Consider the following 23,479-nt stretch of genomic DNA (forward strand, 5'->3'; position numbering starts at 1 on the left):
TGAAATCAGCGCGTCAGGCGCTTGTAGGTGACGCGCTTCGGGTTGACCGAGTCCGGGCCGAGGCGGCGGATCTTGTCCTTCTCGTAGTCTTCGAAGTTGCCTTCAAACCACTCGACCTGGCTGTCTCCTTCAAAGGCGAGGATGTGCGTGGCAAGGCGGTCGAGGAACATGCGGTCGTGGCTGATGATAACGGCGCAACCGGCGAAGTTTTCGAGCGCGATTTCGAGCGCTGCCAGCGTCTCGGTGTCGAGGTCGTTGGTCGGTTCGTCGAGCAGCAGCACGTTGCCGCCGTTCTTCAGCATCTTGGCGAGGTGAACGCGGTTGCGCTGACCGCCCGAGAGGTTGCCGACCTTCTGCTGCTGGTCGCCGCCCTTGAAGTTGAAGGTCGAGCAATAGGCGCGCGAGTTCATCTCGTGCTTGCCGAGCTTGATGACTTCAGCACCGCCGGAGATTTCTTCCCAGACGGTCTTGTTGCCGTCGAGCGCGTCGCGGCTCTGGTCGACATAGCCGAGGTGCACGGTATCACCGATGCGGATCGAGCCGCTGTCGGGCTGTTCCTGGCCGGTGATCATGCGGAAGAGCGTCGTCTTACCGGCGCCGTTAGGGCCGATGATGCCGACGATGCCGCCCGGCGGCAGCTTCAGCGACAGGCCGTCGATCAACAGGCGATCGCCATAGCCCTTGGTGACGCCTTCCATCTCGATGACCACCTGGCCGAGACGTTCGCCGACCGGGATGATGATCTGCGCGTCGCCGGGACGCTGGTTTTCCGCCGCGTTGACCAGTTCGTCATAGGAGCGGATACGCGCCTTGGACTTGGCCTGACGAGCCTTGGGGCTGGATGCAATCCATTCCTGTTCGCGAGCGATCGCCTTCTGGCGGGACGCCTCTTCGCGACCTTCCTGCTGCATGCGCTTGGCCTTCGCAACCAGGTAGGCCGAGTAGTTGCCCTCGTAGGGAATGCTGCGGCCGCGGTCGAGCTCGAGGATCCAGCCGGTGACGTTGTCGAGGAAGTAACGGTCGTGGGTGATCATCAGCACGGCGCCCGGATACTCGCGCAGGTGCTTTTCGAGCCAGGCGATCGTCTCGGCGTCGAGGTGGTTGGTCGGTTCGTCGAGGAGCAGCAGGTCCGGCTGCGAGAGCAGCAGCTTGCAGAGCGCGACACGACGCTTTTCACCGCCCGACAGGTTGGTGACTTCCGCGTCGCCCGGCGGGCAGCGCAGCGCTTCCATGGCCATTTCGACCTGACTTTCCAGATCCCAGAGGTTCTGGCTGTCGATGATATCCTGGAGCTTGGCGCCCTCTTCCGCCGTCTCGTCGGAATAGTTCATCATCAGTTCGTTGTAGCGGTCGACGATCGCCTTCTTCTTGGCGACGCCTTCCATGGCGTTTTCAAGCACCGTCTTCGTCGGATCGAGCTGCGGCTCCTGCGGCAGGTATCCGACGGTCGCACCTTCGGCCACCCAGGCCTCGCCGGTGAATTCCTTGTCGAGGCCGGCCATGATGCGCAGAACCGTCGACTTACCGGCGCCGTTCGGGCCGAGGATACCGATCTTGGCATCCGGGTAGAACGACAGATGAACGTTCTCGAGAACCTTCTTCGCGCCGTAGGACTTATTAAGCCCGGCCATATGGTAGATGAACTGACGTGCCATGAGGGAATGCTCCGCAGGGATAAGGAAATTTGCCCGCTATGTAGGCGAATTATAGGAAGGGGGCAATGATCAAAGGCATCCGCCCCCGCCCTATCCCAAAACGAACATCCCCATCGGAACGCCCGGCAGGCTCTCCCGGAAGGCGCCTAAAGCCGGCGCGGTCAAGGCCGCACCATAAGGTGCTGCCATGGCCGACCGGGCGAAACGCCCTACCCGCGACCGGCAGTATCGGCGATACCCTTGGCGCATTTGAACTCGGTCGTGCCTGCGGCCTGGATCAGCGGCCCGAGGCTCGCAGCCTTCATGACATCGCCCGTGAGCCCGATCGTCAGCCCGGTGATGATGCTGCGGCCTTGCACGGTCTGGCAGCGCATGCGCACCCGGTCGCCGGCTCCAGCGCCAAAACTCTGGTCGAAGGCCTGCTTGATCGCCGCCTCATCGAGTTCCGCACCCACACGCTGGCGGAAAAGTGCCCCGACCGCCGAGCGGTTGAGCTCTTCCAGCATGCGCAGCTGTACCGAGAAATAGTCGTCGACCGAGCCGCTCTGGCAGATGCCGCTTCGCAGCCACTGGTGCCGGTCGAGACCGGATTGCACCCCGGGCATGGCGATAAGCAGCCGCGCCGCGGTGTCGTCGGCCATGGCAAGCTTCGGCAGCTCTAGCCAGCTGCCCTTGCGGTCGGTTGCCCGCGCTTCTGCCGCGACCCCGCAATAGCTCTTGCGCAGCGGCCACAGGCCATGCAGCGAGAGGTTGGTGGCATCGAAGCGTTCCGCCGTCTGGCTCTCGCATTCCTTGCGTTGCGGCCGCGTCTCGCAGAAACCTGGCTGCCAGCTGACCGCCAGTACGTAGTCGGTGCGGCTGGTTGAACTCGCCGGCGGAGCACCCTTGGATGCGTCTTCACCGGCAGCAAAGGCGCCGGAACCAAGCAACAGCGTCAGCGCTGCCAGGATGCCCGCCACAGAACCTGATATCGCTTTACAAAAACGGACCATGATATCCTCCCGCAAAAACAAAACGGGAACAAATATCGCCCAAAACGGGAAAATTGCAACCCCTAATGTAATGCACCGTCAAATCGCTTGTGACCTCATGCGCAACGATCAACAAGCGGCGATTGCCTTTGCCACGCAAATCGATTTGAAATCTCAAAGGTCTGTCGATTGCTTCCGGGAGTAGAGATGTTCGGGCAGGTGAAGACGCATCAGAGCCCGACCGGTGCCAGCTTGAGCTGGCGGCATTTTCCGGCAACCACAGAAGCCCGCGGCATCCTTCTCGTCAGCCATGGCCTTGCCGAGCATTCCGGCCGATATGCCCGCTTTGCCGAGGCGATGGCCGGCCACGGCTTCCATGTCTATGCCCACGACCATCGCGGCCACGGCGCGACGCAGGCGCCTGACGCCCAGCTTGGGATGTTCGCAAGCCGCGACGGCCTCGACAAGATATTCGCGGACATCCGGGCAGTGCGGGAGATTGCGACCACCGCCCATCCGGGCTTGCCGGTCATCCTCTTCGGCCATTCCATGGGTGGACTGATCGCGCTCAATGCCGCCGAAACCGATCCCGGCCTCTACGATGCGCTTGCCGTCTGGAACTCCAACTTCCGGCCGGGCCTTGCCGGCCGTGGCGGACAGGTGATCCTGAAGATCGAAAAGGCGCTCAAAGGGTCTGACGTGCCGAGCCCGCTTCTGACCAAGCTCACCTTCGGCATGTGGGGCGGCGCCATCAAGGATCGCAAGACCGATCTCGACTGGCTGTCGCGCGACGATGCCGAGGTCGCCAAATATGCCGCCGACCCGCTCTGCGGCTTCGATGCGACGGTCTCGCTCTGGCTCGATCTTTTCCGCCTGTCCTTCGATGGCGCCCGGCCCGACCGGCTGGCGCGGCTCCGGAAAAACCTGCCCATTCATCTCGTCGGCGGCAGCGCTGACCCGTCGACCGAGATGGGCAACGCCGTCCGCTGGCTTGGCACGAAGATGAAAGCCGCCGGTCTCAGCGACGTTAGCGTCACCGTCTATGACGGCATGCGCCACGAAACACTGAACGAACTCGGCCGGGACGAGGCGACGGCCGACTTTGCCGCCTGGTGCCTGCGCGCCGTCGCAGGGCGGCGCTGACCGGAAATATCATGGCCGACATGTCGCTTCCTAAGATCGCCGCCGACCACAACCGCATCTCCTTCGGGCTGACGCTGATGGTGATCTCGGTGCTTCTGTCGCCGCTGATCGACATCTTCGCCAAGCTCGCGATCGCCACCGTTCCCTCGGCCGAAATCACCGCCGTGCGCTTTCTGCTGCAGGTCGTCTTCATCCTGCCGATCGTGCTCTTCCGCGGCAGCCTGTTTGATCTCACCTGGAAGAAGACCGGGCTGCACGCGTTGCGCGGCGGTCTGCTGGTCGTGACCATGCTCTCCTTCATTACCACGCTGAAGGTCATGGAAGTCGCCGACGCGATCGCGATCTTCTTCGTCGAGCCGATCATCCTCACGATCCTTGGCAGCATCTTCCTGAAGGAGACGATCGGCTGGCGGCGCTACACCGCCTGCGGCGTCGGCTTCTTCGGCGCGCTGCTCGTCATCCAGCCGAGCATGCAGGAGGTCGGCTGGATCGCCCTTCTGCCTGTTGTGGCCGCCTTTGGCCTTGCCGTTTTCCTGCTCGTCACCCGCATGGTCGCGCAAAATGAGGACCCCTGGTCGATGCAGTTTCACGCCGGCGTCTGGGGCGCGCTCTTCTGTCTCGTGCTGCTTTATTTCGGCGAAGGCACCGGTTCCGGCATCTTCGATCCGGTCTGGCCAGAAGGGTACACCTGGTATTACCTGCTCGGCGTCGGCGTCACCGCCACCATTTCAGGCGTGCTCGGCGTCTATGCCTATCGCGCCGCCCCGGCCTCGGTGCTGGCGCCGCTGCAGTATCTCGAAATCGTTTCGGCCACGATCTTCGGCTGGCTCGTCTTCGGCGACCTGCCCGACGCGCTGAAGTGGTTCGGCATCGCCATCATCATCGGCTCCGGCCTCTACATCATCTGGCGCGAGCGCCGCGTGCACAAGGACACGAGCGTCGCTCCGGTGTCGCCAGCCATCTGACAACAAAGCCATCTGAAAACAAAAGAAAGACCATCGGGAGGAATATCATGAAAACTGGAGGTCAGCTCATCGTTGACGCGCTCGTCGCCAACGGGGTGAAGCGCATCGCCTGCGTGCCGGGGGAAAGCTATCTCGCCGTGCTCGACGCGCTCTACGACACCGACATCGACGTGCTCGTCTGCCGCCAGGAAGGCGGGGCCGCGATGATGGCGGATGCCTGGGGGCGGCTGACCGGCGAGCCCGGCATCTGCATGGTGACCCGCGGCCCTGGCGCGACCAACGCTTCCGCCGGCCTCCATGTCGCCAAGCAGGATTCGATCCCGATGATCCTCTTCATCGGCCAGGTGCAGAGCGAAGCGCGCGAGCGCGAGGCCTTCCAGGAGATCGAATACCGCCGCGCCTTCACCGAGGTCGCCAAATGGGTGGGCGAGATCGACGATCCCGCCCGCATTCCGGAATTCGTCACCCGCGCCTTCGCGGTCGCCACGTCCGGCCGCCCCGGCCCTGTCGTGCTGACGCTCCCCGAGGACATGCTGACCCGCAGCGCCGAGGCGCCCGCCGCCAAACCCTACCAGCCGGTCGAGGGTCATCCAGGTCCGGCGCAGATGAAGCGGCTCGGCGAAATGCTGAGCAACGCCAAGCGCCCGATCGCCGTCCTCGGCGGCACTCGCTGGACAGCGGAAAGCGTTGCTGAATTCCAGCGCTTCGCTGAACGCTGGAAGCTGCCGGTCGGGTGCTCCTTCCGTCGCCAGATGCTGTTTGATCACCTGCACCCGATGTACGCCGGCGACGTCGGCATCGGCATCAACCCCGCTCTGGCAAAAGAGGTCAAGGAAGCGGATCTCATCCTGCTTATCGGCGGCCGCTTCTCGGAAATGCCCTCGTCCGGCTATACGTTGATGGATAGCCCCTACCCGCGCCAGACGCTGGTCCATGTGCATCCTGACAGTTCCGAGCTCGGCCGCGTCTACCGTCCGGAGTTGGCGATTGCCGCCAGCCCGCGCGACTTCGTCGCCGCGCTCGAAAGCCTTGCACCGCCGAGCGAACCGAGCTGGTCCGTACGCACCGAGACCATGCACGCCGCCTATCTCAAGTGGTCGACCCCGCCGGAAACCGGACCGGGCGCGGTGCAGATGGGGCCGATCATGAACTGGATCGAGGCGAACGTGCCGGAGGATACGATCTTCACCAACGGCGCCGGCAACTACGCCACCTGGGTGCATCGCTTCCACCGCTTCCGCCGCTACGCCACACAGGCAGCCCCGGCTTCGGGCTCAATGGGTTACGGCCTGCCGGCTGCGGTCGCCGCGAAGCAATTACATCCGGATCGCGAAGTCATCTGCTTTGCCGGGGATGGCTGCTTCCTGATGCACGGCCAGGAATTCGCAACCGCCGTGCGCTACCGCCTGCCGATCATCACCGTCGTCGTCAACAACGGTATCTACGGCACGATCCGCATGCACCAGGAGCGCGACTATCCCGGCCGCGTCAGCGCCACCGATCTCACCAACCCGGATTTTGCAGCCCTTGCCCGCGCCTATGGCGGCCACGGCGAGACGGTCGAGAAGACGGAAGAGTTTGCCGACGCCTTCCTCAGGGCGCGCGCCAGCGGCAAGCCGGCGATCATCGAGATCAAGCTCGATCCCGAAGCGATCACCCCGACGCGCACGCTAAGCGAGATCAGGGCGGGCTGAGCAAGTCTTGTTCGTGAAGGGTCCAATCACGGCGCAGACGCGCCGTGATTGGATTCCTGTGACAAGCACAGGAATGAGGACGATGGAGCATTTGCGATGGGGGCCTTCTTCCCACGCGCCCGCGCTTCTGTGCCTGCGAGCGCGCGGGCGAAGCGACGCTTCTCAGGGCGTCGTGCGCCAATTGAACGCCGATCGGCCACCATTATACCTCCTTCATTCCTGTGCTTGTCACAGGAATCCAGCAGCGCCGCCTCGGCGGCGCGGGGAACGATCACGCCCGCTAACTGCCTACGAGATACGTCCAGCCGCTTACTCCAGCCATTCCGTCGAAAACGCACCGGCTTCATGCAGGTCGGTTGTCTCCAGGCGCCCTGGCCCGAGGTTTTCGAACTTGTGCGGCACATTGGCCGGCGCCACGACGATCTGACCGGCCTCGGCATCGATGATGCGGTCGCCGACGGTGAAGCGGGCGCGGCCGACGCGGACGATGAAGGTTTCCGGATAGGGATGGCGGTGCAATTTCGGCCCGTACCCGATCTCGTCGGTGGAAACAAAGATCACCGAAAGGCCTGCGCCATAGGCGCCGCCCTCGAATTCGCCCTTCCAGGCGTCGGGCTCATCCGCCCATTGCTCCCGCGAAATGAGACGCGCTTCGGCCATGCCGATCCTCCACTGTCAGATGGAACGATGCGGCCGAGCGCGAGAGTTTGGATTTTGCGTGGCTCAGCCGCGGATATGCTGGGTCTGCTGGTAGACGGCCGTCGAGCGCGCGCCGGAACGGCAATAGCCGAGCATCGGCCGCTGGAACTCGTCGAGCGCGTCGACCATGCTCTTCACGGCGTCGGCGGTCACGCCCATCGGGCCGACGGGAATGTGCTTGGTTTCGATGCCGAGTTCTTCGGCACGGGCAGCGATGGAATCAAAGGTCGGCTGGTCCGGCGCCTCGAAGTCCGGGCGGTGGCAGACGATGGACTTGAAGCCGAGCGCCTTGATCTGGTCGAGGTCCTCGACCGCGATCTGGCCGGTGACCGAGTATTCGTCGTTGATCTGGCGGATGTCCATGGTCGTCTTCCTTGAGGCAAATTTCCCGGCCTCTGATGTAGGCGCAGCCTTATCTCCCGTCAATTCAAAAGCCGCATCGTCAAGGCGCAGGATCAGACGACCGAAAAGGCGATGGCGTAGCTGCGCGCCTCGCCCGGCTGAAGCGGTGTCAGTTCCCCGGCCGCAGCCAACTCCGGCCGTTTGGCGATCCGGTGCGATACCGGCTCGATGCTGATCACGTTGGCCTCTCCGCGCTGGCAGCGCCACATCTGCAGGAAGGGCAAAGTATCGGCCCGGAACCGCACTTTCAGATTTCGGCCGCCGAGCCCCGCGAGGTCCGCAAGCGTGACCTCCGACCACCCATCGGAACCGATGGCCGCCGGCAGGCAGAAATGTGCGCTCTCGCCGGTGCCGAAGCACCAGGCGCTCTCCCCGCCTGCAAGCGAAGCGCTGACGATGCGGGTCTCGTCCCCGAGCAACCGGCCGCCAATGTTGAGGTGATACATCATGACAGGCGGAAAGGCGGTGACGCCGGAATTGACGACGCGATCTTCGAGCACCACTTCGTGCCGCGCGGCATCGATCCGCCAGCGCCGCTCGACCCGGGCCCGCCCGCCATCGGCGAGCACCACCTCGATCGTCGCCGTGCACTCGGCCCCGTCGCTCGCCATCTCCGTGTGGCTGACGGCTGTTCCGGCCAGTGACCCGTGCAGCGGATAGCGTGCGCCTTCCGCGCCACCTTCGATCGCCTCGGGATGGCGGATATGGTCTGGACCGCAGGTAAAGAGAAAACCGGCCAGCGCCCGGTCGATCCTCGGGTCCCCATCCGACGGGATCGCAGCACCCGGCGACAGGTCGACGCCGTCGACGACGAAGGCGGCGATATCGAGCGCGGAGAGCCGGTCGAACAGCACATGATTCTCTTGAAGATCCTGTGGTTCTTCGAGCGTCTTCAGCATGTTCTCTTCCTCAAATCGGCCGCAGAATCACTGCAATCACAAAGAGATGATAGCTGAGGAGAGACGCATTTCACCGGTTGAAGCCCGGGATTGCGCCGCCTAGATAGAATTTAACTGCTTGTTCATGATGAATTCATTTTTTTCACATTAACGTCGAAATCGAAATGTATCGCGCCACATTCACCACAATGAAAACAGGTTCTCTCGTGACGTCAGCGACCCGCACAGGCCTCTCGCTCCTCGCCGCAGTCGGCTTTCTTGCCGTGGATCTGACGGCCGCCTTCGCGCAGGACTATCGCGGCTACAATCGCTATGGCGACGATGTCATGCTGGTCACGCCCGACGGTGAAATCCTCGATTATGTACCCCGCTCCGACGAAGTGCAGACCATGCGCGACAGCCGCGGCCGCACGCTTCTGATCGACAGCTGGGGTAATGTGGTCGCAACCGTGGTGCCCAATAATCGCGGCCGCCAACGCGACTACGGCGGCAACCGTCAGGGCGATTACGGCGGCTATCGCCGTCAGGGTGACGTGGATATCTATTCCAACCGACGCTACCGGGAAACCGAGCGCGGCTACGGCTATTCCGAGCCCGGCGACGTCACCGGCTCCGTTCCCGACTACCGCGACGTCGTTCCGCCGTCGACCGACGGCAACGAACTGCCAAACAGCCTACCCGGCCTGATCGACGGCACCCAGGAGGCTTCCGTCGATCCGAACGACGGCAACCCAATGCGCCAATCGATGCCGCCCGCGATCTCGGTCAAGTCGAAGTCGCGCGCCGAGATCACAGCACTTCAGGTCTTCCTCGACCGCGAAGGTTTTTCGCCGGGCGTGATCGACGGCAAGATGGGCTCGAACGTCACCAAGGCGATCGAAGCCTTTCAGCAGTCGACCGGCGAAACGCTCGATCCCAACAACACCGACGACATTCTCGAGCGGCTGCGGATGAACGGCGGCATGCCGATCACCAGCTACACGATCACGGCCGCCGACGCCGCCGGCCCCTATGTCGCGTCGATCCCCGAGGATTACGCGCACAAAGCGATGCTGCCGCACATGTCCTTCACCTCGACGACGGAAATGCTCGGCGAGAAGTTCCACATGGACGAGGCCTATCTGCGCGAGTTGAACCCGGGCGTCGATTTCACCATTCCAGGCACGATCATCAAGGTGATCAACCCCGGCGCCAACAAGACCGGCAAGGTCGCCCGCATCCTCGCCGACAAGGCGCGCAAGCAGGTGCTCGCCTATGACGACGCCGGCAAGCTGATTGCCGCCTATCCGGCAACGATCGGCTCGTCCGATACGCCGTCTCCGTCAGGCACGGTCAATGTCGAGCGCATCGCGCTCAATCCGGGCTACACATACAATCCGAAGATCAACTTCAAGCAGGGCAACAACGACAAGATTCTGACCCTGCAGCCGGGCCCGAACGGTCCCGTCGGCACGGTCTGGATCGCGCTCTCGAAGCCCACCTACGGCATTCACGGCACGCCGGAACCCTCGAAGATCGGCAAGACCCAGAGCCATGGCTGCGTGCGCCTGACCAACTGGGACGCGACCGAGCTTGCCAAGATGGTGAGCACGGGCGTCACGGTCGAGTTCGTCGACTGAGCGAAGCCGGCCGCCCGTTAACCGAACCGTTGTTTTTTTGGCATTTTTCTTGAGGCTTCCCCCAATTGGGTGAGTGACTTCGCGCCTGCAGCATAGATGATGGAGTTGCCTGGCCGACCATCCACGACGAGGCACTCTTTTTTAAATTTCTTTGCGCCGACCCGTCGGCTAAATCGTTTCAGACCTATCCATTTACGAAGACCGCAGCTGCCGACGACCCAGCTGCGGTTTTTTTTCGAGCGCCGGGTGCAAAAGCCCTCCCGCCGCTCTCCCCGTCCATCATGACTTCATGAAACATTGTCATGAGAATTTTTCCGGCAATCGGCTATCACCGGATATCTCAACGACAATGGCCGACCTGCGGCCGCACTTGAAGGATGGCCTGAATGGCGACGGAGCGCACCCTGCCCAACCTCTGGCATGCGACGGCACCGGCCGCCCCTGAGACCAGGCCGCTCAGCCAGGACCTGACGACCGATGTGGCGATCATAGGCGGCGGCTTTACCGGCCTCTCGGCAGCGCTGCACCTGGCCGAAAAAGGCGTGAAGGCAACGGTCATCGAAGCCAAGATGATCGGCTTTGGCGGCTCCGGCCGCAATGTCGGCCTCGTCAATGCCGGCATGTGGGTGAAGCCCGACGACCTGATCTCGACGCTCGGCCCCGAGGCCGGCAACCGGCTGCTGACCGAACTCGGCGACGGCCCTTCGATGGTCTATGCGCTCGTGGAAAAACACGGGATGCCTTGCGAGGCGGTGCGCAACGGTACGCTGCACATGGCCGTCGGCAGCGAGGGCGTCACCGAGATCAAGGACCGCGAAGCGCAGTGGCAGAAGCGCGGCGCGCCGGTCGAGGCGCTTTCGGCCGAGCGGGCGCACGCGCTCACCGGCGCTGAAGGTTTTTCCGGCGCCCTCCTCGACCGCCGCGCCGGCACCATCCAGCCGCTCGCCTATGCCCGCGGGCTCGCCCGCGCTGCCCTTGCCGCCGGTGCCGAGATCTACACCGACACGCCGCTGACCGGTGCGGAGCGCCAGGGCGACAGCTGGGTATTGAAGGCCGGCAACAACACGGTCCGCGCGAAACAGGTGATCCTCGCCACCAATGCCTATGGCGGCCTCTTCGCCGAGAGCCCCTGGCAGGCCCATACGCAGGAACTGACGATCCTGCCCTATTTCCAGTTCGCCACCAATCCGCTGCCGGACGCCGTCGCCAAGCGCATCCTGCCGGAGCGCCAGGGCACCTGGGACACCGGCCTCGTCATGACCTCCTTCCGCATGGACCAGCAGAACCGGCTGATCTTCGGCTCGATCGGCCGGCTCGACGCGATCGCTGAAGGCACGCACCGCGCCTTTGCCGCCCGCTCGCTGCGCAAGCTCTTCCCCTTCATCGGCAATTTCCGGTTTGAGTACTGGTGGGACGGCCGCATCGGCATGACCACCAACAATCTGCCGGCCATGCACACGCTCGCCCCCAACGTCGTTTCCGTCAGCGGCTACAACGGCCGCGGCATCGCGCCGGGCACCGTCTTCGGCCGCGCACTCGCCAGCCATGTCACCGGCGAAACCTCGGCGATCCCGCTCGCCGAAACGCCCGTGACCCCGGACACCTGGCGCGGCGTGAAGTCCGCCTTCTACCACGCAGGCGCCCAGGCCAAGCACTTCATCGACCGTCGGTTCTGAGGTAGCGCACGGTGCGGACCGTTCATTTCGGTTCGCGACCATGCCATGCGGTTTCGCCACGGGGTGAAATGCGCGCCAGCCGGACTGCGCCGGCCCATGCTGACCTATCTTGAATGTTGAAACCCTGAGGTGTAGCGTCCGCCGCGGGTGCCCCTCCAAACCTGCTGCCGGGTTGAAGGGCCGCGGAACTTTACTCGACGACCATGTTCATCAACGTCGAAGCGTAATCGGCAGACTTCGACCAGGAGCATCGGATCGTCTCATGCTGCACCCGCAGGTCAGGTTCTCGCCGTCCAATATCGCCGCCCTGAAGAAGTCCCTCCGGGATCGTTACCCGCACATCAAGTCATCCCACCTGGACGAGGCAATCGCCGCGTCGTTCGGCTTCAAATCCCATGCGGCATTGCGCCCGGCGCTGCTTCAGGTCGGCAACCACGCCCGGCTGATCGTCATCACCGATCATATGTTGCTTCTGCTTCGGCTGGAGGAACTGGGATACCGAGATATCGACGCCGGAGACTTGCGCCACCTGATGTGGGACATCAAATTCCCCGACCACTGGTACGATCAGCACCTTGAAAAGGCCGTGACGAAACGCAGACGGCCGACAGCGGCCAATTCGCAATAGCGCAGCAGCGACCATCGGTGGCGCGTGCACGGTAGAGACCGTCGATGGCAAAGCCCAAAAACCGCTAGCGATTTGAAATCAGTCGGCTTAGCGTTGACCGATTGCACGTCGCAAGCAGACCCGTGCGAACGGGCCATTCGAGACAAGGAACTGGCCATGGCTAAGCTCGTGTTCGGAATGAACCAGTCGCTGGACGGCTACGTCGACCACATGGAGTTTGCGCCAAGTCCCACGCTCTTCCGCCATTTCATCAAGGAGGCCGAACAGCAGACGGGCAGCCTGTACGGTCGCCAGATCTATGAGATCATGCGCTACTGGGACGACGAGCATCCGGAATGGGATGCGGACAGACAGGCCTTCGCAGCCGCGTGGCGGAAGCAGCCGAAATGGGTCGTCTCGCGCTCCTCGGCGTCCGTCGGCCCCAATGCCCGGCTCGTCGACGGTGATCTTGCGGGCGCCGTGCGCAAGCTGAAGGCCGAGCACGACGGCGAGATCGAAGTGGCGGGCCCCGTCCTCGCGCACAGCCTCACCGAACTGGGCTTGATCGACGAGTACCGGATCTACCTGCACCCGGTCGTCCTTGGTCACGGCAACCCCTATTTCGCCGGCCCCCGCCCGCGGCTCCGCCTGATCGCTCATGATCGCATCGGCGAGGACGTGGTGCGGCTGGTCTACGTTCCTGCTTAGTCGCCGGACTTGCCGGTCCCGTCAGCGCGCGGCTGTGTGCGTTGCGCTGCCCGAAAGCTAGCAGTGTTGACTTCCCTGCCGCCCGATCGGCACGGCGAAATCCGCATTCGACCCGGTTCGCTTTTCAGATGCGACCTTGGCTTTCAAGCCAGATGAGCGCTCCGCGAACTGCGGCTCCGGCAAGTTGGTGCTGCCTTTGCTCTCACTCGGAGCGTCTCCAGCGATACGACCAACCGTCGATCCTCTCCTCGGTGGCCTTCAGCAACAAGGCGTCAGGCAGGAACTGGCCACGCACCAGGCCAATCTTTTCGAGAACACGGCAGCTGGTCTCATGTGCAGCCGCGCATATGGTATGAACCTCGGATAGGGGTGACTGCTGCTTGACCCAATGCATAATCGCAAGACCGGCTTCCGTCGCCAGCCCCCGTCCCCAATAGGCCGGACCGATGCCATAGTGAATTTCCGCGCGGTCCCCATCCACAAACATGAGGAAGAGGCCCATCGGCCGCTGGTCGCTGCGGTCGATGATGCTCCAGATGAAGCGGTCACCATCCGCCCAGCTGCTTTCTCCCCACGCATGGATGACCGCCTCGGTGCTGGATTGTGCGGGATGAGCGCCGCGCGGCAAAAATCGTGCTGCCATGCTGTTGCCGGTGTATTCCGTAAACACGGACGCTGCGTGTTCAGAGCGGGCTGCACGCAGGTGAAGGCGGCTTGTCGTTAGTTCAACGGGCGGCGTGATCAACTTCAGGTGTCCGGGTGGGGCAGAGCGCGCGGACATCTTAATTCCATCGGGACAAAGAGCGAAAGCCACCATCGATCGCTTCCGGCGTAGAAAGTCCCTGGCCTCGCGGTGAAGCTGCCCCCAACTTCACCGCGCCGCGATCAGCAAAGCAAAACGCCTCGGATCATCCCTGACCCGAGGCGTTGTCTCTTGAAAGGAAGGCGCGATTACGCCGCTGCGCGGTAACCCGAGCCGGCGCTGACCTGCACCTGACCCGACGTGCGGAACGCCCGCAGACGCGTGGCGATGTGCTCGGCCTCTCCCGTCAATGCCTGGCTTGCGGCGTTCGCCTGCTCGACCATGGCGGCGTTCTGCTGCGTGATCTGGTCCATCTGGGTAATCGCGGTGTTGACCTCCTGCAGGCCGGTTGCCTGTTCGGCGGTGCTGGCGCGGATGGCGCCGAAGACGGAGCTGACCTCGACGACCTGGGCGACGATCTGCTGCAGCGACTGCGCCACCTGATTGACCGAATTGACGCCGTCGTCCACCTGGCCGCGCGACTTGGCGATCAGGCCCTGGATGTCCTTGGCCGCTTCGGCGCAACGCTGGGCCAGCGCCCGGACTTCGGAGGCGACGACCGCAAAGCCCCTGCCCGCCTCGCCGGCGCGGGCCGCTTCGATGCCGGCGTTCAGCGCCAGGAGGTTGGTCTGGAAGGCGATCTCGTCGATGACATCGACGATCCGCGCGATGCTGGCGGAAGACGTCTGGATCTCCTGCATCACCTCGATCGCGTGGCTGACGATCTCGCCGCTCTGTTCGGCATTGGCGCGGGCGGCAATCACGGTCGAATTCGCCTGGTTGGCGCCTTCGGCCGTCTGCTTGACCGTGCGCGTCACCTGCTCGACAGCAGCGGCCGTCTCTTCAAGGTTGGCCGCCTGCCGTTCCGTGCGCCGGGCCAGATCGTCGGCAGCCGCCGCAATCTCCTTGGCGCTCGTATGGATCTGGCTGGCGCCGGCCTCGATGCCGCCGATGGCGCGTGCAAGCTCGCCGATCGCGTGGTTGAAATTTTCGCCAAGCTCCTGATAGGCAACCGGCAGGTCCGCACCGATGCGTGCCGTCAAGTCGCCATCGGCGATCTTCTTCAGCGCCGCGCCGAAGGTCTTGCTGATCAGCGCGCGTTCGGCAGCCAGCACTTCTTCCTGCACCGCACGTTGCTTGGTGACGTCGGAGGCGTCCATGTAGACGGAGATCGACAGATCCATGTCGAGGAAGACGCCCTTGATCAGGCTCGACAGCATCGCGCCCATGTCCTCGGCCGAGGTCCCCTTACGCGAGAACAGGCCGGCCTTCGGCCAGTGCGCCTTGACGATTTCGGTGATCAGATGCTCGGCGATCAGCGCGTAGCCGCCGATGTACCAGCGCGGCTCGAGCCCGATGCGGGCGTGCACCAGGCCGATGGTGCGAACCTTGGCGCTGTAATCCTCGTTGAAATTGGCATCGACGATATTGGCCCAGTGGCCGACCTGGGCGCCCTTGGCGCGGTCGATATGAGCGTCGGAGGAGAAGAAGCGCTTGGTCTCGGCCGTCGTCTTGACCTTGACGTAGAACTTGTCGAGCGCGGGTTTAAGTTCCTTCTCGAGGATCGGCTTCAGCGCCTTCAGGCTCGTCTTGGCGGCGTCATCGAGCGCCATGAAATTCAGACGACCGGCAACGTCTTGCGTGCCGGCAGCGGCGTGTTCCGTTTTCATGCGCGAACTTCCCTGCATGCTCATTTCTGGATCATGGAGACAGGATCTAGGGCGCTGCAGCGTCTGAGATCATGGCCGCAATCATGGCGGCTGGTTGCCCTGTTCAGTCGGTCGCAGGGGCAAGCTGTGTCCTGGGCCACTGATAGAAGCGCAGGGTAAAGGAAGCCTTACGCGAAACAGCTATTTCGCGAGGCCTGAAATACAACTCAACCGGAACTGACGAATATCAATTCCGGTTGATACGCAATAAACGGTGGAACGGCGAAGGATCAGGCGGCGTTTCGCGAAGCCCAGGATGGCATGCGCGCAGCCCAGGAGCGGCGCGTCTTGACCGGCATCAGCGCCTGCACTTCCTTGGCGAGGGCTGCTGCGTTTTCGCGCGCCTTGTCGAGATTGCTGACGCGGTTCGGATCCATCGTCTGCAGCGTGCCGCCAAAATCGAAGATCTCGCGATAGGCGGCGCGCTCGACGATCGGCGTGTCGAGAACCGAGACGCCGCGCTCGGCGAGCATCGCCTTGATCGTCTGCAGCGCACGCGTGGTGACCAGCGAATTGACGCGGGTGAGCACCACAGAATGGTTGATGCGCAGGCCCGAACGGTCCTGGATCTGGCGGATCACCTCAAGAATTTGAGCCGCACCCTTGGCATCCATGGCGCAGCCCTGCACCGGGATCAGCACCTGGTCAGAGATGGCGAGTGCAAGTGCTACGATCTGGTCCTTGGCGCCCGCGAGATCGATGACGATATAATCCGCTTCGTCCTTCGCCTCGCGGATATGACATTCGAGCGAGCCGGGCGTGATGTGCGAAATGACGGTGAGGTTGGCGATATGGCCGGAAGCCTCCGCCCAGCTGGTGATCCAGCGCTGCGGATCAGCGTCGAGGACGACCACCCGGTGCCCCTGCCGCGCCAGTTCCGTCGACAGGATCAGCGCCGCGGTCGTCTTGCCCGCACCACCCTTTGCATTGGCGAAAGTGATGACCGCCATGATATTCCCCATTCTATGCCTGTATCGCGCTGAACCGGACGGCCACAGCCGGTGGTTCGCTTCTTAACGAAACCTTACAGAATTTGGTTAACGAAACGGTAACGCCGGCACGTCAAACCTGACAGTCGGCCTTGAGGCTGCGTGCCAGCGACACTGCTATGGTGATGAAAATGCTGGAGTTCTGGCCTCAGACCGGCAAAACTGCCGGTTCGCTCACGTGCTGTGATCGATAGCACATCGACGAGAACGGCCCGTGCCGCACCGCCTCGCCTGTCGGGCTGAGCAGGGTCAGCACGTCATTCGCAAACGCCTGGGCGTTGGCCTGCGCCTTGGCAAGGTTGCTGACCTTCGCGGGGTCGAGAGAGGAAAGCGTGTCGCCCCGCTCAAAGAGTTCGCGGAAGGCCGTACGCTCCACCAGCGGGGTGTCGACGAGCCGGATCCGGTTCTCCGAAAGCAGCAGCTTGACCCGGCGCATCGCCCGCGTCGTCACGATCGGGTTGACCCGGGTCAGCAGAACCGCGTGGTTGATGTTGGCGCGCGCGTTGTTCTCGATGTGGCGGATCAGGTCCAGCACCTGGATGGCGCCGCGCGCATCCATCACACAGCCCTGCACCGGGATCAGCGTCAGGTCCGAAAGACCGATCGCCAGCGCCACCAGCACGTCGGCCGCCCCGGAGAGATCGATGATCACATGCTCGACCTGACCGCGCAGCCGCCGGAGATGATCGCTGAGCGTGGTTGTCGCGACACCTGAGAGAACGAAGAGATTGCCATCGTTGCGGCCGTGGCGGAACCAGTCGGTCATGCAGGCGAGTGGATCGCAATCAAGAACCGCAACGCGATCGCCGCGCCGGGCGAATTCGCAGGCAAGCAGCAAGGCTGCCGTTGTCTTGCCGGCTCCCCCCTTCGCATTCGCGAGGGATACAATCGCCATCGGTCGACCCTAACTCAACGCAGGCCCGGATTTTCGCGGGCCGATACATACGCACACCCTAATGCAAGCGTTCCAGACCGCGGTAAACAAAGCGTAAAGAAAACGCTCCGCGAGCCCGAAACGTGACAGTTCGATGACGATTAGGTGACAGATCCGCCGCAATGGCAAGTGGTATTTTTGGGCTAACTAAACCGATAGGCCGACGCCTTCGCCGGGGGGCAAAGGCGTCGGGAATTGGTCAGATGCACTCGCGGAAGAGCTTCTTCGCGGCGTCGAGCGTCAACTCGACCGGGTTGCCGCCGGCCGTCGGGTCGACGATCGCCATCTCCGACATTTCGTCGATCCGGTCGGTGCCAACGCCGAGGGCTGCGAGCTTGTCCGGAACGCCGAGTTCCTCGCGCAACTTCAGCACGTAGTCGTAGAAGCCGTCGAAGCCACCGGAAATGCCGAGATAGGCGGCAGCGCGCACTATTCTGTCCTCGATCGCCGGACGGTTGAAACGCAGCACCGGCGGCATCACGACCGCATTGGTCATGCCGTGGTGGGTGTTGTAGATCGCGCCCACCGGATGCGACAGCGAGTGGATGGCGCCAAGGCCCTTCTGGAACGCGACGGCACCCATGGCGGCCGCACTCATCATGTTGGCGCGCGCCTCGATGTCGGTGCCGTCCTTGTAGGCGCGCGGCAGGTATTCCTTCACCAGCCGCATGCCTTCAAGCGCAATGCCCGCAGACATCGGATGATAGAAGGGCGAGGAATAGGCTTCCAGGCAATGGGCAAAGGCGTCCATGCCGGTGCCCGCCGTGATCACCTTAGGCATGCCGACCGTCAGTTCCGGGTCGCAGATCGTGACTGCCGGTAGGAACTTCGGATGGAAGATCACCTTTTTCACATGGCTTGCCGAATTGGTGATGACGCTGGCGCGGCCGACTTCAGAGCCGGTGCCGGCGGTGGTGGGCACTGCAATGATCGGTGCAATGCCTTCGACGCTCGCCCGCGTCCACCAGTCACCGATATCCTCGAAGTCCCAGACCGGGCGGCTCTGCCCGGCCATGAAGGCGACGCACTTGCCGAGGTCGAGGCCAGAGCCGCCGCCGAAGGCGACGACGCCGTCATGGCCTCCATCCTTGAACGCCTTCACGCCGGCGGCGAGATTGATGTCGTTCGGGTTCGGATCGACGTCGGCAAAGATCGCGCGGCCGAGGCCGGCGGCCTCGAGGATATCGAGCGCATTTTGCGTAATCGCCATCGGCGCGAGGCCCCGATCGGTAATCAGCAGCGGCTTCTTCATGCCGACCGCCTTGCAATGGTCGGCAAGCTCCTTGATCCGGCCGGCACCGAACTTGATGGACGTCGGATAGCTCCAGTTGGCGGTGATGGTCATGCGGTGACTTTCTTCAGATGATAGGATTTCGGACGGGTGAGGTTCTGGAAGCCGATGACCGAAAGCGAGCCGCCGCGGCCGGTTTCCTTGACGCCGGTCCAGCAGAGCGCCGGGTCGAGATAGTCGGCGCGGTTCATGAACACCGTGCCAGTCTCGATGTCGGCGCCGATGCGCGCGGCACGCTCGGCATCCCTGGTCCAGAGCGATGCGGTAAGGCCATACTGGCTATCGTTCATCAACTCGATCGCCTGGCTGTCGCTCTTCACCTTCATGATGCCGACGGCAGGGCCGAAGGTCTCTTCGCGCATAAAGGCCATGGAGTGGTCGACATTTACGAGGATCTGCGGCGCGAGATAGGCGCCGCCGTCGTCGGCAGGGAAAAGCTTCGGGTCGATCAGAGCCTTGGCGCCCTTGGCAACGGCGTCGGCGATCTGCTCGCGCACGGTGGCAGCAAAACGCTTGTTGGCCATCGGCCCCAGTGTCGTTTCCGGATCGAGCGGATTGCCGAGCTTGTAGTTGGAAACCCAGGCGACCGACTTCTCGACGAAGGCGTCGTAGAGCGATTCATGCACGTAAATGCGCTCGATGCCGCAGCAGCATTGGCCGGAATTGTAGGTGGCGCCGTCCATCAGCGTGTCGACGGCCGCATCCAGGTCCGCGTCTTCCATGACATAACCCGGATCCTTGCCGCCGAGTTCGAGGCCGAGACCGGTGAAGGTGCCGGCCGCCGCGCGCTCGATCGACCGCCCGCCTTCGACCGAACCGGTGAAGTTGACGAAGTCGAAGCTCCTGGCCGCAATCAGCGCCGCCGTTGTTTCGTGGTCGAGGAAGATGTTCTGGAAGACGTCGGCGGGAACGCCGGCCTCGACGAAGGCGCGCACCATGCGCTCGCCGACGAGGATCGTCTGGCTCGCATGTTTGATGATGACCGTGTTGCCGGCCATCAGCGCCGGCGCGACCGTGTTGATCGCGGTCATGTAAGGGTAGTTCCAAGGTGCAACGACGAAGACGACACCGTGCGGCTCGCGGGCGATGCGGCGCTCGAAGCGGTCGCTCTCCTCGATCACCAGCGGCTTCAGTGCATCGGCGGCGATGGTCGCGACATAGTTCGAGCGCTCGTTGAAGCCCTTGAATTCGCCGCCATAGCGCACCGGCCGGCCCATCTGCCAGGCAAGCTCCGGCACCACTTCGTCGACCATCTCGTTGAGGCGCGCGACACCGGCCAGAACCAGATTGACGCGCTCGTCGAGCGGACGGCGCGCCCAGGCCTTCTGCGCCTGGCGGGCGCGGGAAACCACCTGCTTTGCCATGTCCAGCGGCATCGCCGGGCGTTCTGCGTAGACCTCGCCGTTCACCGGCGAAATGCACTTGATCATGCTCATGATCGTCTTCCTGCTTTCATTGCGAATGATGCGATGGCCGCTCCGGTCAGGAACGGCCATCCTTGTGAATGATTATGTCGCGGGTCAGGCCCGTTCGAAACCGCGTGCGACCTCCCAGTCGGTGACGCGGCGATCATATTCTTCCTGCTCCCAGCGCCCTGCCCGTGCATAGTGCTCGATGACCTCGTCGCCGAAGGCGGCGCGCAGCATCTTCGATTCCGTCAGCGCGGCCGTCGCATCGCGAAGCGTGCGCGGGATCTCGCGCACGTCCTTGCCGCCATAGGCATCGCCGACGAAGGGCGCTTCCAGTTCCATCTTGTTTTCGATACCGGAAATGCCCGCCGCGATCAAAGCGGCGAAAGCGAGATAGGGATTGAGATCGGAGCCGCCGACGCGGCATTCGATACGGATCGCCTTGGTGTCTTCGCCGCAGAGACGATAGCCGGCCGTGCGATTGTCCTTGCTCCAGACCGCCTTGGTCGGCGCGAAGGTACCGGCCATGAAGCGCTTGTAGGAGTTGATGTAGGGGGCGAGGAAATAGGTGATCTCGCTCGCATGGGTGAGAAGCCCGGCCACGTAATGGCGCATCTTCTCGGACATGCCGTATTTGCCGCTCTCGTCGTAGAACTTCGACGACTTGCCGTCCGCACTCCAGAGCGACTGGTGGATATGCGAGGACGAACCGGCGGCCGCATAGTTCCACTTGGCGAGGAAGGTGATGGCCTTGCCGCGCGACCAGGCGATTTCCTTGCAACCGTTCTTGATGATCGCATGCCGGTCGGCCATGGTCAGCGCGTCGGCATAGCGTACGTTGATCTCTTCCTGGCCGGCCGACGCCTCACCCTTGGAATTCTCGACCGGAATGTCTGCACCCTGGAGACCGTTGCGGATCGCCCGCATCACGTCCTCTTCCTTGGTCGTCTGGAAGATGTGGTAGTCCTCGTTGTAGCCGCTGACGAGCTGCAGATCGCGATAGCCGGACTGGCGGGCGTCGTCATAGGACTGGTCGAAGAGGAAGAATTCGAGCTCGCTCGCCATATAGGCCTTGAGGCCCATCTTCTCGAGACGCGCCACCTGCTTCTTCAGGATCGCCCGCGGCGAATGCGGCACTTCCTCATGGGTGTGATGGTCGAGCATGTCGCAGAGAACCAGCGCCGTGCCTTCGAGCCAGGGGATGCGGCGAAGCGTCGAAAGGTCCGGCTTCATCGTATAGTCGCCGTAGCCCTTTTCCCAGCTTGTCGCCTTGTAGCCGGGAACGGTCTCCATCTCCATGTCGGTCGCCAGCAGGTAGTTGCAGCTATGCGTTTCCTTCCAGGCGCCATCGACGAAGAACTGCGCGTGGAAGCGCTTGCCCATCAGCCGGCCTTGCATGTCGACCTGGCAGGCGAGCACCGTATCGATGCGGCCGGCGGCGACGTCTTCCTTCAACTCGTCAAACGTATAGCTCATCAACTTCCATCCCATGTTTTGTCACGCGGCCGTTCCCTTGAGGTCACGATATTTTTTGGCCGCGTGAACGTGATCAGCTCGAATTGTCTGGCGCGGAGTGCGGGCCGGAAGCCGCGCACATTGTTTTCGATTTCGTCCGGCCCCAAAGAAAAGGCGGAAGTCGCGGTCGCGCTTCCGCCCTTTTGTCGTTGATCAGATCTGGCCGACGGCCTTCTCTGCAGCGGCGATCTCTGCCTGACGGCGTGCCACTTCGTCACCGATCGGCGGGCCGCGGAAGCGGCGGCTCTCGAAGCCGAACCAGACAGCGCCGGTCAGCACCAGGAAGCCCACGGTGATGTAGAGTGCCCAGTCGTTCGGCGGCTGCACGCCGAGGATGAAGATCAGCACCATGGCGATGATCGAGAGCACCGCGAACAGCTTGAACATGCTCTCACCGAGGTTCCACGGACCCATCTTGTCCCACTTCGAGGTTCCCCAGGCGAAGAGGCCGAGGGTGATCGGGATCGCGAAGGAGAAGAACAGGAAGATGACCGTGCACGAAACGACGATGGTGTAGACCGGCGTCTCGCCGATCGAGACCAGCGACGAGCCCCAGACGAACAGGACCGACAGGATCGAGCCGATCCAGATCGCGGCAACCGGCGTGCGGTAGGTCGGGCTCACCTTGGCAAGCGCCTTGGAGGCCGGCAGGCCGCCGTCACGCGAAAACGCGAAGATCATGCGCGACACCGAGGTCACCGTTGCCAGGCCGCACAGCCACTGGCTGACGAGGATGGCGAGATAGAGGATGTCCTTGATGATGGGGTGCACCTGCGCATCCATCGCCCAGAAGAACACGTTCCAGCCCTGCTTGGCGGCTTCATCCATGTTCGGGATCATCAGCACGAACGAGCACAGCATGATATAGCCGAAAAGCGCCGACCAGAGCACCGACGAGACCATGCCACGCGGCACCGAATGGGCGGCTTTGACCGTCTCTTCGGAGGTGTGCGCCGAAGCGTCATAGCCGGTGATCGTGTAGATCGGCAGGAGCAGGCCGAGCAGGAACACCCAGGTGCCCGAGGTCTGAGGCCACACGTTGCCGCCGGCTTCACCGGAGTAGTTGGAGAAGGTGAAGAGACGGGCGATGTCGTAGCTGTCGGCTGCGACGAGGCACACGAGCGCCAGCAGGATCGACGTCGCGAAGATCAGGTAGCCCGAAAAGTCGGTGAGCTTGGCTGTCAGCCCGATGCCCATGTGGTTTACCAGCGCCTGCCCGCCGGTGATGATGGCGAGGAAGACGATGCGCGTCAGAGTCGTATCGGCGAGGCCGAAATAGGGCGTGCCGAAGGAACCCATGAAGAAATAATAGGTGCCGACGTTGATCGCACCGAGAACGGTGACGAGACCGAGCAGGTTGAACCATGCTGTCAGCCAGCCGGTGAAGCGGTTGCCGAGGATTGAACCCCAGTGATAGAGGCCACCCGCCGTCGGATAGGCCGAGCTGATCTGTGCCATGGCAACGGCGAAAACCAAGGAGATGAAGCAGCCAAGCGGCCAACCGATGCCGATCGCGGCGCCCCCCGCGCCGGCGGTCGCCTGGGCGAGCGAGTTGATGCCGCCCGAAAGAATGCAGATGATCGAGAACGACACCGCGAAGTTCGAGAACTGGCTCATGCGCCGCTCGAGCTCCTGGGCATAGCCCATCGAGTGCAGGACGCTCATGTCCTGCTTTTTGTCTGAATCACTGTAGTCCGACATTTTTCTTCCCCTGATTTCTTCAGACCACACCGCCCCATTGCGGCAGGGTCCCATCAACCACCTGCCCCGGTTGGCCGGAACAGGACCGCGG

At 63.1% G+C, this 23,479-nt stretch carries 20 protein-coding genes; 7 read left to right on the plus strand and 13 right to left on the minus strand.

Annotated features, from left to right (window positions below):
- Positions 1–5 precede the first annotated feature (5 nt).
- Both ettA and BLU15_RS03765 read right to left on the minus strand, forming a co-directional pair.
- Positions 6–1,655: an energy-dependent translational throttle protein EttA gene (gene ettA, locus BLU15_RS03760; RefSeq protein WP_034792366.1), complete on the minus strand. Its 1,650-nt coding sequence runs from the start codon at positions 1,653–1,655 to the stop codon at positions 6–8.
- 209 nt (positions 1,656–1,864) lie between these two features.
- On the minus strand, positions 1,865–2,647 hold the full coding sequence (locus BLU15_RS03765) for a ribonuclease T2 family protein (RefSeq protein WP_090294322.1): 783 nt from the start codon (positions 2,645–2,647) through the stop codon (positions 1,865–1,867).
- A gap of 186 nt (positions 2,648–2,833) precedes the next feature.
- On the opposite strand from BLU15_RS03765, the gene BLU15_RS03770 reads away from it, so the two are divergent.
- Genes BLU15_RS03770 through BLU15_RS03780 form a run of 3 tightly spaced genes read left to right on the plus strand, consistent with a single transcriptional unit; the run spans position 2,834 to position 6,428 of the window.
- The gene (locus BLU15_RS03770) at positions 2,834–3,769 is read left to right on the plus strand and encodes an alpha/beta fold hydrolase (RefSeq protein WP_060528750.1); all 936 of its coding nucleotides are present in this window, start codon (positions 2,834–2,836) and stop codon (positions 3,767–3,769) included.
- An 11-nt stretch (positions 3,770–3,780) separates the two neighbouring features.
- Positions 3,781–4,734 (plus strand): DMT family transporter, encoded by a 954-nt coding sequence (locus BLU15_RS03775; RefSeq protein ID WP_090294323.1) that lies wholly within the window; start codon positions 3,781–3,783, stop codon positions 4,732–4,734.
- 47 nt (positions 4,735–4,781) lie between these two features.
- A complete protein-coding gene (locus tag BLU15_RS03780; RefSeq protein ID WP_090294324.1) occupies positions 4,782–6,428 on the plus strand; it encodes a thiamine pyrophosphate-binding protein in 1,647 nt (548 codons plus the stop codon).
- 309 nt (positions 6,429–6,737) lie between these two features.
- Here BLU15_RS03780 and BLU15_RS03785 read toward each other — a convergent pair whose 3' ends face one another.
- From BLU15_RS03785 to BLU15_RS03795, 3 genes are all read right to left on the minus strand, one after another.
- A complete protein-coding gene (locus BLU15_RS03785; protein ID WP_090294325.1) occupies positions 6,738–7,088 on the minus strand; it encodes a cupin domain-containing protein in 351 nt (116 codons plus the stop codon).
- 63 nt (positions 7,089–7,151) lie between these two features.
- Positions 7,152–7,490 (minus strand): protein tyrosine phosphatase family protein, encoded by a 339-nt coding sequence (locus BLU15_RS03790; protein WP_034792356.1) that lies wholly within the window; start codon positions 7,488–7,490, stop codon positions 7,152–7,154.
- Between the two features lie 92 nt (positions 7,491–7,582).
- A complete protein-coding gene (locus tag BLU15_RS03795; RefSeq protein WP_060605550.1) occupies positions 7,583–8,428 on the minus strand; it encodes a DUF4432 family protein in 846 nt (281 codons plus the stop codon).
- Between the two features lie 164 nt (positions 8,429–8,592).
- Here BLU15_RS03795 and BLU15_RS03800 point away from each other — a divergent pair, with 164 nt between their 5' ends.
- From BLU15_RS03800 to BLU15_RS03815, 4 genes are all read left to right on the plus strand, one after another.
- Entirely contained in the window at positions 8,593–10,047 is a 1,455-nt protein-coding gene (locus tag BLU15_RS03800) for a L,D-transpeptidase family protein (protein WP_034792355.1), read from the plus strand.
- Between the two features lie 386 nt (positions 10,048–10,433).
- Entirely contained in the window at positions 10,434–11,723 is a 1,290-nt protein-coding gene (locus BLU15_RS03805; protein ID WP_060605553.1) for an NAD(P)/FAD-dependent oxidoreductase, read from the plus strand.
- Between the two features lie 262 nt (positions 11,724–11,985).
- A complete protein-coding gene (locus BLU15_RS03810) occupies positions 11,986–12,351 on the plus strand; it encodes a hypothetical protein (RefSeq protein WP_060515904.1) in 366 nt (121 codons plus the stop codon).
- Positions 12,352–12,507: 156 nt separating this feature from the next.
- Positions 12,508–13,038: a dihydrofolate reductase family protein gene (locus BLU15_RS03815; protein WP_090294326.1), complete on the plus strand. Its 531-nt coding sequence runs from the start codon at positions 12,508–12,510 to the stop codon at positions 13,036–13,038.
- A 202-nt stretch (positions 13,039–13,240) separates the two neighbouring features.
- On the opposite strand, the gene BLU15_RS03820 is transcribed toward BLU15_RS03815, so the two are convergent.
- From BLU15_RS03820 to BLU15_RS03855, 8 genes are all read right to left on the minus strand, one after another.
- Positions 13,241–13,783, minus strand: a complete 543-nt coding sequence (locus BLU15_RS03820; RefSeq protein WP_244546702.1) for a GNAT family N-acetyltransferase — start codon at positions 13,781–13,783, stop codon at positions 13,241–13,243.
- A 206-nt stretch (positions 13,784–13,989) separates the two neighbouring features.
- Complete coding sequence (locus BLU15_RS03825; protein WP_176960262.1) at positions 13,990–15,510, minus strand: globin-coupled sensor protein; 1,521 nt, start codon at positions 15,508–15,510, stop codon at positions 13,990–13,992.
- A 269-nt stretch (positions 15,511–15,779) separates the two neighbouring features.
- Positions 15,780–16,499: a ParA family protein gene (locus BLU15_RS03830; RefSeq protein WP_090294328.1), complete on the minus strand. Its 720-nt coding sequence runs from the start codon at positions 16,497–16,499 to the stop codon at positions 15,780–15,782.
- Between the two features lie 187 nt (positions 16,500–16,686).
- The gene (locus tag BLU15_RS03835; protein WP_063891130.1) at positions 16,687–17,433 is read right to left on the minus strand and encodes a ParA family protein; all 747 of its coding nucleotides are present in this window, start codon (positions 17,431–17,433) and stop codon (positions 16,687–16,689) included.
- Positions 17,434–17,671: 238 nt separating this feature from the next.
- On the minus strand, positions 17,672–18,817 hold the full coding sequence (locus BLU15_RS03840) for an iron-containing alcohol dehydrogenase (RefSeq protein WP_060515901.1): 1,146 nt from the start codon (positions 18,815–18,817) through the stop codon (positions 17,672–17,674).
- Complete coding sequence (locus BLU15_RS03845; protein ID WP_060605765.1) at positions 18,814–20,199, minus strand: aldehyde dehydrogenase family protein; 1,386 nt, start codon at positions 20,197–20,199, stop codon at positions 18,814–18,816. The genes BLU15_RS03840 and BLU15_RS03845 overlap by 4 nt, the downstream gene beginning before the upstream one ends.
- Before the next feature lie 84 nt (positions 20,200–20,283).
- Positions 20,284–21,648 (minus strand): glutamine synthetase family protein, encoded by a 1,365-nt coding sequence (locus BLU15_RS03850; protein WP_090294329.1) that lies wholly within the window; start codon positions 21,646–21,648, stop codon positions 20,284–20,286.
- A 192-nt stretch (positions 21,649–21,840) separates the two neighbouring features.
- Positions 21,841–23,388: an amino acid permease gene (locus BLU15_RS03855; RefSeq protein WP_034792285.1), complete on the minus strand. Its 1,548-nt coding sequence runs from the start codon at positions 23,386–23,388 to the stop codon at positions 21,841–21,843.
- Positions 23,389–23,479 lie beyond the last annotated feature (91 nt).

Origin of the sequence: Ensifer sp. YR511 (assembly GCF_900103045.1) — a bacterium.
Classification (GTDB): Bacteria; Pseudomonadota; Alphaproteobacteria; order Rhizobiales; family Rhizobiaceae; genus Ensifer; species Ensifer adhaerens.